At 71.9% G+C, this 15,048-nt stretch carries 14 protein-coding genes; 9 read left to right on the top strand and 5 right to left on the bottom strand.

What is annotated here, in order from left to right:
• Nucleotides 1-19: 19 nt before the first annotated feature.
• Entirely contained in the window at nucleotides 20-367 is a 348-nt protein-coding gene (locus M878_RS87885; RefSeq protein WP_031227023.1) for a DUF488 domain-containing protein, read from the top strand.
• A 3-nt stretch (nucleotides 368-370) separates the two neighbouring features.
• Here the strand turns inward: M878_RS87885 and M878_RS87880 are convergent, their stop codons facing one another.
• Both M878_RS87880 and M878_RS87875 read right to left on the bottom strand, forming a co-directional pair.
• Nucleotides 371-2,044 carry an FAD-binding dehydrogenase gene (locus tag M878_RS87880; protein WP_023553091.1) on the bottom strand — a complete coding sequence of 558 codons (1,674 nt, stop codon included), beginning with the start codon at nucleotides 2,042-2,044 and terminating at the stop codon, nucleotides 371-373.
• Nucleotides 2,045-2,134: 90 nt separating this feature from the next.
• Complete coding sequence (locus M878_RS87875; RefSeq protein WP_023553090.1) at nucleotides 2,135-2,755, bottom strand: TetR/AcrR family transcriptional regulator; 621 nt, start codon at nucleotides 2,753-2,755, stop codon at nucleotides 2,135-2,137.
• A gap of 133 nt (nucleotides 2,756-2,888) precedes the next feature.
• On the opposite strand from M878_RS87875, the gene M878_RS87870 reads away from it, so the two are divergent.
• The 3 genes from M878_RS87870 (at nucleotide 2,889) to M878_RS87860 (ending at nucleotide 5,602) form a co-directional block, all read left to right on the top strand.
• Nucleotides 2,889-3,518 (top strand): alpha-ketoglutarate-dependent dioxygenase AlkB, encoded by a 630-nt coding sequence (locus tag M878_RS87870; protein ID WP_023553089.1) that lies wholly within the window; start codon nucleotides 2,889-2,891, stop codon nucleotides 3,516-3,518.
• Between the two features lie 85 nt (nucleotides 3,519-3,603).
• Nucleotides 3,604-4,350, top strand: a complete 747-nt coding sequence (locus tag M878_RS87865; protein WP_023553088.1) for an MBL fold metallo-hydrolase — start codon at nucleotides 3,604-3,606, stop codon at nucleotides 4,348-4,350.
• 31 nt (nucleotides 4,351-4,381) lie between these two features.
• Nucleotides 4,382-5,602, top strand: a complete 1,221-nt coding sequence (locus M878_RS87860; protein WP_023553087.1) for a DUF4032 domain-containing protein — start codon at nucleotides 4,382-4,384, stop codon at nucleotides 5,600-5,602.
• A gap of 101 nt (nucleotides 5,603-5,703) precedes the next feature.
• Here the strand turns inward: M878_RS87860 and M878_RS87855 are convergent, their stop codons facing one another.
• Entirely contained in the window at nucleotides 5,704-6,570 is an 867-nt protein-coding gene (locus M878_RS87855; RefSeq protein WP_023553086.1) for a universal stress protein, read from the bottom strand.
• Nucleotides 6,571-6,729: 159 nt separating this feature from the next.
• On the opposite strand from M878_RS87855, the gene M878_RS87850 reads away from it, so the two are divergent.
• From M878_RS87850 to M878_RS87835, 4 genes are all read left to right on the top strand, one after another.
• Nucleotides 6,730-6,957: a VOC family protein gene (locus M878_RS87850; protein ID WP_023553085.1), complete on the top strand. Its 228-nt coding sequence runs from the start codon at nucleotides 6,730-6,732 to the stop codon at nucleotides 6,955-6,957.
• 119 nt (nucleotides 6,958-7,076) lie between these two features.
• Nucleotides 7,077-8,753, top strand: coding sequence for an NAD(P)/FAD-dependent oxidoreductase (locus tag M878_RS87845; RefSeq protein ID WP_023553084.1), 1,677 nt, complete (start codon nucleotides 7,077-7,079; stop codon nucleotides 8,751-8,753).
• Complete coding sequence (locus M878_RS87840; protein WP_023553083.1) at nucleotides 8,750-10,237, top strand: ATP-binding protein; 1,488 nt, start codon at nucleotides 8,750-8,752, stop codon at nucleotides 10,235-10,237. Before M878_RS87845 ends, M878_RS87840 begins: the two co-directional genes overlap by 4 nt.
• A complete protein-coding gene (locus M878_RS87835) occupies nucleotides 10,234-10,584 on the top strand; it encodes a UBP-type zinc finger domain-containing protein (protein ID WP_023553082.1) in 351 nt (116 codons plus the stop codon). Before M878_RS87840 ends, M878_RS87835 begins: the two co-directional genes overlap by 4 nt.
• Nucleotides 10,585-10,602: 18 nt before the next feature.
• Here M878_RS87835 and M878_RS87830 read toward each other — a convergent pair whose 3' ends face one another.
• Complete coding sequence (locus M878_RS87830; protein ID WP_023553081.1) at nucleotides 10,603-11,820, bottom strand: SGNH/GDSL hydrolase family protein; 1,218 nt, start codon at nucleotides 11,818-11,820, stop codon at nucleotides 10,603-10,605.
• A 215-nt stretch (nucleotides 11,821-12,035) separates the two neighbouring features.
• A complete protein-coding gene (locus tag M878_RS87825; protein ID WP_031227021.1) occupies nucleotides 12,036-13,808 on the bottom strand; it encodes a M4 family metallopeptidase in 1,773 nt (590 codons plus the stop codon).
• A 365-nt stretch (nucleotides 13,809-14,173) separates the two neighbouring features.
• On the opposite strand from M878_RS87825, the gene M878_RS95420 reads away from it, so the two are divergent.
• Nucleotides 14,174-15,048: TerD family protein (locus tag M878_RS95420; RefSeq protein WP_023553079.1), on the top strand; the 875-nt coding region annotated here is incomplete at its 3' end.

Raw genomic sequence — 15,048 nt, 5'->3', positions numbered from 1 at the left:
CCGAGAGGGAGTGATGACCGTGACCGTGCGTGTGCGCCGGATCTACGAACCGCCCGAGCCCGACGACGGCCGGCGTGTGCTGGTCGACCGGCTGTGGCCGCGTGGCCTCGCCAAGGACGAGGCACAGGTCGACGAGTGGCCCAAGGGGCTCACGCCCTCCACCGAGCTGCGCAAGTGGTATCACGGCGGCGGCGCGTACGAGGAGTTCCGCCGCCGGTACGAGGCGGAACTGGACGGCCCTGAGGCCGCCGAACTGCTCGACGGCCTCAGGAAGTCGGCGCGCAAGGGCCGGGTGACCCTGCTCACGGCGTCGAAGACGCCCGAGGAGAGTCACGCCCAGGTGCTGGCGGAGCTGCTGAGGAGCTGACGGTCAGCCCGTGTGCCGGGCGGCGTGCCGGCCCGCCGCCCGGCCCGAGAACAGGCAGCCGCCGAGGAAAGTGCCCTCCAGCGCGTTGTAGCCGTGCACACCGCCGCCGCCGAAGCCGGCCACCTCGCCCGCCGCGTACAGCCCGTCGACCGGCGTGCCGTCGGCGGCCAGGGCCCGGGAGTCGAGGTCGGTCTGGATGCCGCCGAGGGTCTTGCGGGTCAGCACATGCAGGCGGACACCGATGAGCGGGCCCGCGGCCGGGTCGAGGATGCGGTGCGGGGTGGCGACCCGGCCGAGCCGGTCGCCGATGTAGCGGCGGGCGTTGCGGATGCCCTGGATCTGGGAGTCCTTGCTGTAGGGGTTGGCGAGCTGCAGGTCGCGGGCCTCGATCTGGCGGCGCACCTCGGCCGCGTCCAGCAGCGGCTTGTCGGTCAGCGCGTTCATCTTCCCGACCAGTTGCTCCAGGTTGCCGGCGGTCACGAAGTCCGCGCCCTTGTCGACGAAGGCCCTGACCGGTGCGGGCGCGCCCTTGCCGAGCAGCCGGTCGCGCAGGACGGCTCCCCGGTCCTTGGCGGTGATGTCGGGGTTCTGCTCGGAGCCGGAGAGCGCGAACTCCTTCTCGATGATCTTCCGGGTGAGGATGAACCAGGAGTGGTCGTATCCGGCGATGTCCTCGGTGGTACGCAGGTACTTGAGGGTGCTGAGGGTGTCGTACCCCGGCAGGCAGGGGTCGGGCAGGCGCCGGCCGAGGGCGTCCAGCCAGATGGAGGACGGGCCGGGCAGGATGCGGATGCCGTGGCCGGGCCAGATCGGATCCCAGTTCTGCAGGCCCTCGGTGTAGTGCCACATGCGGTCCCGGTTGACCAGGCGGACGCCCGCCTCGGCGCTGATGTCGAGCATACGGCCGTCCACGTAGGCCGGGACGCCGGTGACCATCTCGGCCGGCGGGGTGCCGAGCCGCTCGGGCCAGTAGTGGCGGACGATGTCGTGATCGGCGCCGATGCCGCCGCTGGTGACGACGACCGCCTGGGCGGTGAGTGCGAAGTCGCCGACGCGGTCGCGGTTGGAGGAGACGCCGCGCGGTGAGAGGTCCTCGGCCAGCACGGTGCCGCGCACCCCGCGGGCCGCGCCGTCCTCGATGACCAGCTCGTCGACCCGGTGGCGGTGGTAGAAGGTCAGCAGTCCGTCGCGGGCGGCCTGGCGGGCGTGGCGCACGAAGGGTTCGACCACACCGGTGCCGGTGCCCCAGGCGATGTGGAAGCGGGGCACGGAGTTGCCATGGCCGTCCGCCCTGAGGTCGCCGCGCTCGGCCCAGCCGACGGTCGGCAGCAGCTCGATGCCGTGGCCGCGGAGCCAGGACCGCTTCTCGCCGGCCGCGAACTCGACATAGGCGCGGGCCCAGCGCACGGCCCAGGAGTCCTCGTCGTCGAGCCGGTCGAACCGCGCGCTGCCCTGCCAGTCGTTCCAGGCGAGGTCGAAGGAGTCCTTGATGCCGAGGCGGCGCTGCTCCGGGGAGCCGACGAGGAAGAGCCCGCCGAAGGACCAGTACGCCTGTCCGCCGAGGTTGGCGGCGTTCTCCTGGTCGACCAGGGCCACCCGGCGGCCCCGGCTGGTGAGTTCGTGCGCCGCGACCAGGCCGGCGAGGCCCGCTCCGACGACGATGACGTCCGCGTCCATCGTGACTGTGTCCTTCCTGACGGTCCTCATGCGGGGTCGTACGGGTCGTACGGTCATGCGGGGCTGCACGGGTCATGCCGGCGTGCGGGGTCATGCGGGGCTGCGGCTGCCGTCCGTGAGCAGGGCGGTGAGCAGCTGCCCCAGCCAGGCCCGTGCGGCCTGGACGTCCCTGTCCAGCAGCAGCTGGACGGTGACGCCGTCGTACGCGGCGACCACGGCGTATGCGGCGCCCTCCACGTCACCGAGCACGGCGGGCAGTTCGGTGTGGCCGCGGGCCCGGCGCAGCCGGTCGGCGATCGCCTCCCGGAGCCGGGCGCGGTGGTCGAGGAGGGCCCGGGCGACCTGCGGGTCGCGGGCGGCGTGCACCAGGAAGTCGGTCTTGACCAGCAGCCAGTCCACGTCGAGCAGCAGTACCTCGGTGACCCGGTCCACGGAGGCCGGCACGTCGAGTCCGGGGCCGTCCTGGGCGAGCGCCTCGGCCACCTGGGAGGCGATGAGGTCGGCGCGCTCCTGGTAGAGCGCGAAGAACAGCTCGTCCAGCGTCGCGAAGTTCGAGTAGAACGCGCCGCGGCTGAAGCCGGCCGCTTCGCAGATCTCCTCGATGGACACGCGCCCGAAGCCCCTGGCCGCGAACACGTCGAACGCGGCTTCCAGCAGCCTGGCCCGGGTGGCGGCCCGGCGTCGGGTGACGCGCTTGGGGGTGTCTGCCACCGCCGCACCTCCTTCTCGATACGAGAATGTATCCGATACATAGATGCATCGAAAGGGGGGCTCGTATGCCCTGCCCCGCCCGCAGCATTGATCGAAAGGGAACATATTTTCGATTAAGGAGTACGCTGGGCTCATGTCCACGCATCTGCAGGGCTCGCTGTTCGACCAGACCGACGAGCTGCGCCTCGGCCCCCTCGACGGGCTGCGCCGGACCGAACTGGGCTCCGGCGCCTGGATCGACGTACTGCCGGGCTGGCTGAGCGGGGCCGCCGCCCTGTTCGAGACGCTGGCGGCGGACGTACCGTGGCGCGCGGAACGCTGGAAGATGTACGACAACATGGTGGCCGTGCCGCGCCTGCTGGCCCACTACTCGGCCGAGGACCCGCTCCCCCATCCGGTGCTCGACGAGGCACGCGACGCGTTGTCCCGGCACTACGCCGAGGAGCTGGGCGAGCCGTTCACCACCGCCGGGCTGTGCTACTACCGCGACGGCCGGGACAGCGTCGCCTGGCACGGGGACCGGGGCGGGCGAGCCGCCCGCGAGGACACGATGGTCGCGATCCTCTCCGTCGGCGCATCCCGGGACCTGCTGCTGCGTCCGGCCGGCGGAGGCGGTACGACGGTGCGGCGGCCGCTCGGGCACGGCGATCTGATCGTGATGGGCGGCTCCTGCCAGCGCACCTGGGAGCACTGCATACCGAAGACCACGCGGGCCGCGGGTCCGCGCATCAGCATCCAGTTCCGGCCGCACGGCGTGCGCTGACGTATCCGGTCACCCCCTGGTGCGCGGCGCCGGCAGATCTGGTTGGCTGTCCCCGACGGTCAGCCGCACAGCGCTCGGGGAGATCATGCGGGCAGAGGTACACCAAGTCGCCGACGGCACCTTTCTGGTGCACGGCAACCACGTCAACTGGGTGATCCTCAAGGACGGCGACGCCGTCACACTCGTGGACACCGGCTACCCCGGGGACCGGGAGGGAGTCCTGGAGTCCCTGGCCGCGGTGGGCAGTTCACCGGAGGCGGTCGCCGCCGTCCTGATCACACACGCGCACAACGACCATCTGGGCTCGGCCGAGTACCTGCGCGCCACCTACGGCACTCCCGTCCATCTGCACCCGGCCGAAGTGCCGCACGCGCGGCGGGAGTTCCTGCAGCAGGCCACCATCGGCGACGTGGTGCGCAACGCCTGGCGACCCGGTGTCGTGTCATGGGCGCGGCACGTGCTCCAGGTCGGCGGCACCGACCACAACCCCGTCACCGCGCCCGAGCCGTTCCCGGCCGAGGGCCCGCTGGACCTGCCCGGCCGGCCCGTGCCCGTCCACACCCCCGGCCACACGGACGGCCACTGCGTCTACCACCTCCCCGAGGCGGGCATCGTGATCTCCGGCGACGCGCTGGTCAGCGGGCACGCGACCTCGCGGGTCAAGGGCCCGCAGATCCTGCTCGACTTCTTCCACCACGAGCGGGCCCGGGTCGTGGACTCGCTGGAGGTGATCGGCGCGCTGGACGGTGACACCTTGCTGCCGGGACACGGGCCGGTCCACCGGGGTTCGGTGCGCGCGGCGGCCGACCAGGCCCGGGAAAGGGCTTCCTAGAACACCCGGGCGGGGCCTTAGGGTTCGTGCCATGGCCTTGCAGATCAGCGCCACGAACCCGGAGCATCCCGCGCTCCTGCTCGCCCTGCCCTGGGACGTGCCCCTGGAGGAGTGGCCGCAGGAGTACCTCGTGCCGCTGCCGAGGGGCATCTCGCGGCACGTGGTGCGCTACGCGCACGCCGGTGACGAGGTGATCGCCGTCAAGGAGCTGGCCGAGCGGCCCGCGCTGCGCGAGTACGGGCTGCTGCGCGACCTCGACCGGCTCGCCATCCCCGCCGTCGACCCGCTCGCGGTGGTCACCGGCCGCACGGAAGGCTCGGGCACCCCGCTGGAACCGGTCCTGATCACCCGGCATCTGCGGGGCTCGATGCCGTACCGCTCGATGTTCGAGACGACCATGCGCCCGGCGACCATGCACCGGCTGATGGACGCCCTCGCCGTGCTGCTGGTCCGGCTGCATCTGGCCGGGTTCGCCTGGGGCGACTGCTCGCTGTCCAACACCCTCTTCCGGCGCGACGCGGGAGCCTACGCCGCCTATCTGGTCGACGCCGAGACCGGGGAACTGCATCCCCGGCTGAGTCCCGGGCAGCGGGAGTACGACCTGGATCTGGCCCGGGTGAACATCAGCGGCGAGCTCCTCGACCTGGAGGCCTCCGGCGCGCTGCACCCGTCCGTGGACCCCGTGGAGTTCGGGCACGAGATCCGCACCCGGTACCAGGGGCTGTGGCAGGAGCTGACCCGCACCTCGGTGTACCCGGCGGGCAAGTACCACTACATCGAGCGCCGGATCCGCCGCCTGAACGAACTCGGCTTCGACGTCGCAGAGATGCAGATCGAGCACTCCTCCACCGGCGACACGGTCACCTTCGTGCCGAAGGTGGTCGACGCCGGCCATCATCAGCGCCAGCTGCTGCGGCTGACCGGCCTGGACGCCGAGGAGAACCAGGCGCGGCGGCTGCTCGGCGACCTGGAGAGCTGGATGGCCACACAGGACGACTACGCGCCCGGCGATCCCCTGTCCGCCCGCCCGGAGGTGCTGGCCCACCGCTGGGTGCGTGACGTGTTCCGGCCCACCGTGCGGGCCGTGCCGCCCGAGCTGCGCGGCACCATGGACCCGGCCGAGATCTACCATCAGCTCCTGGAACACCGCTGGTACCTGTCCGAACGCGCACAGCACGACATCGGCCTCGACACCGCCGTCAAGGACTACACCGAGAACGTCCTGCCCGAGGCACGGACCGCCCTGGACTAGGCCCGACCGGCGGATCCTGCCGCGGACGCGGGGGCCGGCACGCCCACCCCCAGCGGCGCCGTCGATTTCCTGGGACCTGATCCGCCGGACAAGCCCTGGCGTCAGTCGTGCGGGACCACGGCGACCGGGCAGTCGGCGTGGTGCAGCACCCCGTGTGCGACCGAACCGATCCGGGAGCCCACGGCCAGACGGTGCGAGCGGCGGCCGACGACCATCAGCTGGGCCCGGCCGGCCATCGACAGCAGCACCTGGCCCGCGCTGCCCATCTCGACGTGCTCGGCCACGGGCACACCGGGGAACCGCACCCGCCAGGGCCGCAGTGCCTCGGCCAGCGCCTGCCTCTCGTACGGCTCCAGACCACCGGCGTCGTCCAGCAGCTTGAGCGAACCGGGGCTGTAGGCGAAGACCGGCGGCAGGGTCCACGCCCGTACGGCCCGGACGGTGGCGCCGCGGGCCGCCGCCGTCTCGAAGGCGAACCGCAGCGTGGCCGCGCTGTCCTCGGGATCGCCGTGCTGACCGACGACGACGTCCCGCCCGGCCGCCTCCGCCGCCGCCTGGTCCCCGGCACGTACCAGGACCACCGGCCGGGTCGCGCGGGCGATCACCTGCTGTCCGACCGAGCCGACCAGGAACCCGATGACGGGCCCGTGCCCGCGCGAGCCGAGCACCAGCAGTTCGGCCTCCGCCGCCGCGCGGGCCAGCGCGTGCGCGGGCTCGCCCTCGACCACGTCGACGCTCACCTCCAGTCCCGGATGCCGCTCGGAGACGGCGCGCACGGCCTCCTTGACGCCCTCCGACACCCACCCGTGCTGGGTGTCCCGGTCGGCGGTGGCGAGCGACTCGGCGTAGCGCCAGGCGTGCACCACACGCAGCGGCAGCCCACGCCGTACGGCCTCCCGGCCGGCCCAGTCCAGCGCGGCCAGGCTCTCCTCCGTGCCGTCCACCCCTGCCGTGATCGGGCGTGTCATGCGTGGGCCTCCTCGTCGTCGCGGCGTGTCTCGCGGGAACGATCATCTCGCGGCCGCTCCACGACCGCAGAAACGCAGGTGCCGCCCCGCCGCCCTGTGGCTGAGCTGCCGCCCATGACTCCGGAGTAGGAGCAGGTCGCCGTCGACGCGGCCGGCCGGGTGGGGCTCGCGCGCCGGTGGGCCGAGGCGCTCGGCTGGGTCGCGGTGAACGACGCCGAGGACGCGTACGAGATCCGGCCCGCGCCGGACGGGCTGCCGGGGCTGCTGTCCGGGCCGGTCCAGGAGGCAAAGACCGTCACGAACCGGCTCCACCTCAAGGAGCCGTGGGTGGTGCTCATCGACCCCGAGGGCAACGAGTTCTGTGTGCGCGGGGAGCGCCGGGCCTGACCAGGGCCCCTGGCTTATCCGGAGCGAAGCCGGGCGATCGAACATACGATGGCTGCGAACCGGTGCGGTGGTCTCCACGACGCCGGCCCGTGGAACCGGACGCTCGGGGTGGGAGACGCATGGCACAGGCCGCCGAGGCAGCGCGGACCGTCATCCTGACCGTGGACGACGACCCGGGGGTCTCCCGCGCCGTCGCCCGCGATCTGCGGCGGCGCTACGGCGAGTCGTACCGGATCGTGCGCGCGGAGTCCGGGGAGTCCGCGCTGCAGGCGCTGCGCGAGCTGAAGCTGCGCGGCGACCTGGTGGCCGTGATCCTGGCCGACTACCGCATGCCGCAGATGAACGGCATCGAGTTCCTGGAGCAGGCGCTCGATGTGTATCCGGGGGCACGGCGGGTGCTGCTGACCGCGTACGCGGACACCAACGCGGCGATCGACGCGATCAACGTCGTCGACCTCGACCACTATCTGCTCAAGCCCTGGGATCCGCCGGAGGAGAAGCTCTACCCGGTCCTGGACGACCTGCTGGAGGCCTGGCGCACCAGCGCCTACCGGCCCGTGCCCAGCACGAAGGTCGTCGGTCACCGCTGGTCGGCACGCTCGTCGGACGTGCGTGAGTTCCTGGCCCGCAACCAGGTGCCGTACCGCTGGTACTCGGTGGAGGAGCCCGAGGGGCAGCGGCTGCTGGCGGCCGCCGGGCAGGACGGGCAGCGGCTGCCGCTGGTGATCACCCCGGACGGCACGGCCCTGGTCGAGCCCGAGGCGCCCGAACTGGCCGCGCGGGTGGGGCTGGCCACGACACCGACCGCCGACTTCTACGACCTCATCGTGATCGGCGGCGGGCCGGCCGGGCTCGGTGCGGCTGTGTACGGGGCTTCGGAAGGCCTCAGGACCGTGCTCGTCGAGCGGTCGGCGACCGGCGGGCAGGCCGGGCAGAGCTCCCGGATCGAGAACTACCTGGGCTTCCCCGACGGGGTCTCCGGCGCCCAGCTCACCGACCGGGCGCGCCGGCAGGCCGCCAAGTTCGGCGCGGAGATACTGACCGCCCGTGAGGTGACGGGACTGGAGGTCAACGGCGCCGCCCGGGTCGTACGGTTCGCCGACGGCTCGGCGATCGCCGCGCACAGCGTGATCCTCGCGACCGGTGTGCAGTACCGGCAGCTGGAGGCCGCGGGCTGCACCGATCTGACCGGCTGCGGGGTGTTCTACGGCTCGGCGCTGACCGAGGCGGCTGCCTGCCAGGGGCAGGACATCTACATCGTCGGTGGGGCCAACTCGGCCGGCCAGGCCGCGATGTATCTGTCCCGGGGCGCGAAGTCGGTGACGCTGCTGGTGCGCGGCGCCGACCTGTCGGCCTCGATGTCGCACTACCTGATCCAGCAGATCAACGAGGCGCCGAACATCTCGGTGCGCCCGCACACGGTGGTGGACGCGGCGCACGGCTCGGACCGCCTGGAACACCTGACGCTGCGTCACACGGTGACCGGGGACAGCGAACGCGTCGACGCGCACTGGATGTTCGTGTTCATCGGCGCCGCCCCGCTGACCGACTGGCTGGGCGAGGCGGTGCTGCGCGACGAGCGCGGGTTCATCCTCGCCGGGCCCGACCTGACCGCCGACGGGCGGCCGCCGGCCGGCTGGGAGCTGGACCGGCCGCCGTACCACCTGGAGACCAGCGTTCCCGGCGTGTTCGTGGCGGGTGACGCGCGGGCCGAGTCCGCCAAGCGCGTCGCGTCCGCCGTCGGCGAGGGAGCGATGGCCGTCATGCTCGTCCACCGGTATCTGGAGCAGTCATGAGCGGTCAGATCATGCCGTGCAGTCCCAGGGAGATCGGCTCGCTGTTCCTCTTCGAGAAGCTGAGCCCCGAGCAGCTCGGGCGGCTGTGCAGCGAGGGGCGGGTGGAGCTGTTCGAGCCCGGTCCGGTGTACACCGAGGGCGACGCCGCCACCTGCTTCTTCGTCATGATCGAGGGCACGGTGGTGCTGTACCGCCGGGTCGGCGGCGACGATGTGGAGGTCACCCGCACCTCCCAGCCCGGCGTGTACGCGGGCGCGATGCAGGCCTACATCGGCGACCGGGTGCGGCAGGTCTACAACAACTCGATGCGGGTGACCGTGCCGACGCGGTTCTTCGTACTGCCGGCGGACATCTTCGCGGGCGTCATGACCGAATGGTTCCCGATGGCCGTACATCTGCTGGAGGGCCTGTTCTTCGGGGCGAAGAACACCCAGGCGACGATCGGGCAGCGGGAGCGGCTGCTGGCGCTGGGCTCGCTGTCGGCGGGGCTGACGCACGAGCTGAACAACCCCGCCGCGGCGGCCGTACGGGCCACGGCCACGCTGCGTGAACGCGTCGCGAAGATGCGGCACAAGCTCGCGGTGATCACCGAAGGCCCCTTCTCCCGCGATCAGTTGGCGAGTCTGATCGAGATCCAGGAGCGCACCGCCGAACGGGTCGCCAAGGCCCCGGTACTCAGTCCGCTGGAGGCCGCCGACCGGGAGGACCTGCTCACCGACTGGCTGGAGGACCACGGGATCGACTACGGCTGGCAGGCGGCGCCCACCTTCGTGCAGGCCGGGCTGGACGTCGACTGGCTGGAGCAGGTCGCGGCAGCCGTGGACGAGGAGATCCTCGTCAACGCGGTCGCCTGGCTCAACTACACCATCGAGACCGAGCTGTTGATGAACGAGATCGAGGACTCCACCACCCGTATCTCGCATCTCGTCGACGCGGCCAAGCAGTACTCGCAGCTGGACCGGGCGCCCTACCGGGTGGTGGACGTGCACGAACTCCTCGACAGCACCCTGCTGATGCTGTCCGGCAAGATCGGCGCCGGGATCGAGGTCGTCAAGGAGTACGACCGCGCACTCCCGCCGGTGCCCGCCTATCCGGCGGAGCTGAACCAGGTGTGGACCAACCTGATCGACAACGCGGTCTCCGCCATCAACAGCGCGGGCGGCACCGGCACGTTGACCGTGCGGACGGGCCTCGACCACGAGCGGCTGCTGGTGGAGTTCCGGGACACCGGCCCCGGCGTCCCGCCCGAGATCAAGGACCGGATCTTCGACCCGTTCTTCACCACGAAACCGGTCGGCGAGGGCACCGGGCTCGGCCTGGACATCTCCTGGCGGATCGTCGTCAACAAGCACCACGGCACCCTGCGGGTGGAGTCGGTGCCCGGCGACACCCGCTTCCAGGTGCTGCTGCCCCTGACCGCCGACCCGTCCGAGTCACTCGAGTCGCCCGAGTCGCCCGAGGAACGAGCGGAGGAAGCCGTATGAGAATCGTCGAGGGGTTCGACGTGAACGTCCCGCCCAGCGGCACCGGCTGTGCGGAGTGCGAGGAGGCGGGCGGCTGGTGGTTCCATCTGCGCCGGTGCGCACAGTGCGGGCACATCGGCTGCTGCGACGACTCCCCCGCCAAGCACGCCACCGCCCACTACCACGCCACCGGGCATCCGGTGATCCGCAGCTTCGAGCCGGGCGAGGCCTGGTTCTGGAACTACGCGACCGACGAGCTGTACCCCACCGGCCCCGAACTCGCCCCACCCGCCAGCCACCCCGCGGACCAGCCGGTCCCGGGCCCGGAGGGCAGGGTCCCGGCGAACTGGGCCGAGACACTGCGCTGAGCCACCTGTGGGCCCGGGTCAGCGGGCGCAGTTCAGGTGGTCCGGGTCGACGGCGTCGGCCAGCGCCCGCATCCCCCTGTCGTCGGGATGCAGATGGTCGCCGCTGTCGAAGGACGGCAGGATCCGCTCGGGGTCCCGCGGGCTGCGCAGGACGCGGTCGAAGTCGGTGACGGCGTCGAAGTCCCGGCTGCCGCGCAGCAATCGGTTGACCTCCTGGCGTACCGACTCGGCGGCCGGATCCCATTCCGGCCAGCCCTTGAACGGCCCGACCGTCGCGACGACCACGCACTTCCCGGCGCCTTGCACCCGCCGTGCGATCGCCCGGTATCCGGCGACCAGGTCGGCCGCGGTGACACCGGTGTGCCCCTTGATGTCGTTCACCCCCTCGAAGAGGAACACGGTGCGCACACCGGGCTGGGAGAGGACGTCCCGGTCCAGCCGGTCGAGGGCGCTCGGCCCGATGCCGTCCGCGAGGACCTTGTTGCCGGAGACACCTTCGTCGGCGACGCCCATGACATCCGTGCGGGAGGTGTTCAGGCGCCGGGCGAGATAGTCGGGCCAGCGGCGGTTCAGGCCGGGGGTGGATCGCCGGCCGTCGGTGAGGGAGTCGCCGAGCGCGACCACGGCCCCGGTGGCCGGGCGGGACGGCCGTACGGACACGGCGTCGAGGTACCACCAGGAGCCGGTCGTCCGGCCCCACTTGCGGGCGCTCTCCCCGGCGGTGTGGTCGCCTTGACCGGTGTACGACGTCTGCAGCGCCAGCCGGTGGCCGGTCGCGGGGCCGGCCGCGTCCGGGGTGTGCAGGCTGACGGCCAGGTCGGTGCCGGCCGGCCAGGTGCCGGGCAGCGGGTCGCTCCAGGCGACGGTGCCCACGGGCACGGTGACCGTGCGGACGCCGCCGAAGGTGAGCCGCCGGTTGCTGCCGGGACGCAGTGCGGCACCCCGGCCGCACAGGCCGACGTAGCCGCTGTCCAGGGTGAGCGGCCGGTCGCCGAAGGCGTTGGTGACGCGGACACGCAGGCCGGTTCCGCCGACGCTGGTGTGCACGATCATCCGGTAGCTCCGGCCGGCGATGCCCTCGCCGATGGGGGCGGCGCTCGCCGCCCAGGTGACGACCCCGAAGGCCCGTTGCGCGGACGGGGGCAGGGCGTTCGCCCCGGCTGCCTGGGGCTGGCAGGCCACGGTCGTGAGCAGGGCGGCGGCGATGCGGCAGCCGCGGCCGGTCCGGCCGGTCACCGGGCGAGGTCCCGGAACGTGACGGACCCGCCGGGCCGCCTGCGGACCGTCCGGGACGTGCCTGCGTACTCCACGCAGGTCATGGTGCCGCCAACGCCGCGCAGATGCACCTCGGCGGGATTTGGGTCCGCACGGGGTATTCCGCACGGGGTATTCCGCACGGGGGTATGCGGATGCCCCGCGCGAGGCGGGGCATCCGGGGTCGCGGCCGTACGTCAGTGACGCGGGGCCGGCGTGTTGGCGGCGGTGACGTTGACCGCGGCCCACGCCTTGTCCACCGTCTTGTACTCGGTGCTGTTCGCGCCGTACAGGTCCGAGGCCGCCTTCAGCGTCGCGACGCGCGCGTCGTGGAAGTCGGTCGTGGAGACCATGTAGCGGGTGAGCGCACGGTAGAAGATCGCGGTGGCCTTGGCGCGGCCGATGCCCTTGACCGTGGAGTGGTCGTAGGTCGGCGAGTCGTAGGCGACGCCGTTGATCGTCTTCTTGCCGCTGCCCTCCGCGAGGAGGTAGTAGGCGTGCGAGGAGACACCGGAACCGGCGTGCACCTCGGTGTAGTACGTGTCCGGCGACCAGTAGTCGATCGTGCCCTCGAGCTTGTCGAGCGACGGGTGGTCGAGGCGGCGCAGGAACTTCTGGGCGAGGCCCAGCTTCTCGCCGATCAGGTAGTCCGGCGTGTCCTTCGGGTTGTTGGCGTAGAACTCGACGTTGGAGCCGAAGACATCCGCGAGTGACTCGTTCAGCGCGCCGGGCTCACCGTACTGGTTGCCGTCGGAGTCGACGTAGGTCGGCTCCAGCTTGGCGGTCGCGTCGACCACGCCGTGCGTCAGCTCGTGGCCGGTGACGTCGAGGACGACGAGCGGCTTCTTGAAGGTCTGCCCGTCACCGTCGCCGTACAGCATGCAGTTGCAGGTCGGGTCCCAGAAGGCGTTGGCGACCTTGTTGCCCCAGTGGACCATGCCCTGGGCTGCCTTGCTGTTGTTGGCTATGCCCTTGCGCCCGAAGGTGGACTTGTAGAAGTCCAGGGTCTTGGTGATGCCGTACTGGGCGTCCGCGGCGGCGCTCGCCCGGTTGCTGGTGGCTCCGTTGCCCCACACGTCGGTCGTGTTGGTGAACGCCGTGCCCGCGCTGAACTTCTCGGTGGTCTTGCCCTTGGCGTCCCGGGTCTCGGTGCCGTACCGGCTCGGGTCCTTGAGCTGGTAATGGCCGCGCGAGGTCTGCGTGGTGGTCAGCGGGACATTGCCGACGAAGAGGGTCTTGCCGGTGCCCTTCGCCGCCGACGGGAACCCCGCCGCGGCACCGGAACCGAGCAGAGCCTCGGGAGAGGCGGTGCCGGTGGCCGGGTCGATCGTCTCGCCGTGCTTGCGCAGGTTCGCGAGCAGCTTCGGCGACAGGAACTCGTCGCTGTCGGGGGTGTTGCTGCGCACCTTGCCGGTGACGGCGTCGACGACGACGGTGTTGGTGCCCTGCTCGTCGGTCACCGTCACCTGGTAGGCGAGGGCGGCGGAGCCGTCGCGCGCGTCGACGACGAGCTGCGCGCTGCCCGCGTCGCCCTTGGCCGCCTGAGCGGCCTTGGCGGCGGCCTGGTCCGCGGTCAGCTTGGCCTGCGTGGTGGCCGGCTCGACGGTGTGGCCGGCGGCGCGGGTCACACCGGTGTAACCCAGCTGGTGGTCGAGGTGGACGACGAGGTCACCGCCGAGCACGGGCATGCCGCCGTGCGTCCGGGCGAACCGGACGTGCCGGGCGCCCTCGGGGTCGATCATGACGTCCTGGGCGTGCAGTTCGTCGCCCTTCGAGACGCCGGTCGCCGAGGCGTGGGCGAAGGCTGCGGTGCGCGCCGCCTCCACCACCGCGGTGGCGTTCGTGGTGGCGGAGGCCGAGGACCGCTCCGCCCCCGTGCTGGGGCCCGCGAAAGCCGTGCCGGCCAGGCCCGTGGCAGCCGTCGTCACCGCGATCGCGACGGCGACACTGCGTATGTGCGGTCTACGCAAGGATCAGGATTCTTTCACTCGAAGGCAGCAGGGATCACCAACCGCCTTGAGGCATGACGCTGTTGCGCGTCACGGGGCTGGTCGGGCCCCGAGGCGTAACCCTTGCGGATCAGTCATGTGCACGTAAAGACGGAATGATCGATTTCGCTACGTTTTATGGCAATCCTTTACGAATATGCATCGCAGAGTGATCACCACCTGACCAACTGTGTGCTGGCTGTGGAGACGTTGACTCAATCTCCTGGGTTCCAGGGCCGGAATGTGACCCACGGCACTGTGGTTGAACGGCAGATCGACAGGGTCCCGCGTCCCCTTCCGGCCGGTTCGCGGGAACCTCCGCATGAGGTGCGGGCGTTGTCCTTTCTGTGACGAGCGAGCTGTCTGCCGGGGGCAATGTGCCGGTGCCCGCCGGTGTGGTGCTGCTGCGGGTGACCGGGCCCTTCGACGTGTCCGGGCTCGTCGGCGGTCCGGACGGCAAGGTCGGCTCCGACGCCGACTTCGTGTTCTACAACCAGCCGCGGGCGCCAGGGGTCCGGCTGCGCGATGACGGGCTGTTCGTCGACCCGGCCCTGCTGCGGGGTGGTGCCTGCCGGGTCACGGTCGTGGTGAGCGCCGCCGAGCCCGGTACGCCGCTCGGCCGGCTGCCCGCACCCCGCCTCGAGGTCACGGACGGCTCGGGGCGCACGGTGGCCCGGTTCACGCCGCCACACCCCGGCCCGGAGACGGTGCTGCTGCTTGCCGAGCTCTATCTGCGCCCGGGCACCGGCTGGAAGCTGCGCGCGATCGGGCAGGGATACGCGGACGGACTGGCCGGGCTTGCCCAGGACTTCGGGGTGGAGGTCACGGACGACGGCGGCCATACGGGGCCTGTCGCCGCCGCTCCACCGACCGGGACCGGCTCGCGACCGCCCTCCGACCGCCTCCCGGAAGGCTCAGCGGGCCCGCCGCCCGGCCGACTTACGCGAGGCCCCCTGGACCAGTCGGCCAGCCAACTCGCGGGCACCTCCCCGGACCCGACGCCCAGCCGACCCACGGGAAGCTCCGCAAGCCCGCCGCCCGGCCGACCCACGCCAGGCCCCCTGGACCCGTCGGCCGACCAACTCGCAGGCGACCCCCCGAGCCCACCCACAAGCCCACCCACGGGAAGCTCCACAGGCCCGACGACCAGCCGACCCACGGGAAACTCCACGGGTCCGCCGCCCGGCCGACCCATGCGACACTGCCAGGACCCGCCGGACAG

Origin of the sequence: Streptomyces roseochromogenus subsp. oscitans DS 12.976, from assembly GCF_000497445.1 — a bacterium.
GTDB classification, from domain to species: domain Bacteria; phylum Actinomycetota; class Actinomycetes; order Streptomycetales; family Streptomycetaceae; genus Streptomyces; species Streptomyces oscitans.
This window is presented reverse-complemented; position numbering and strand designations above follow the sequence as displayed.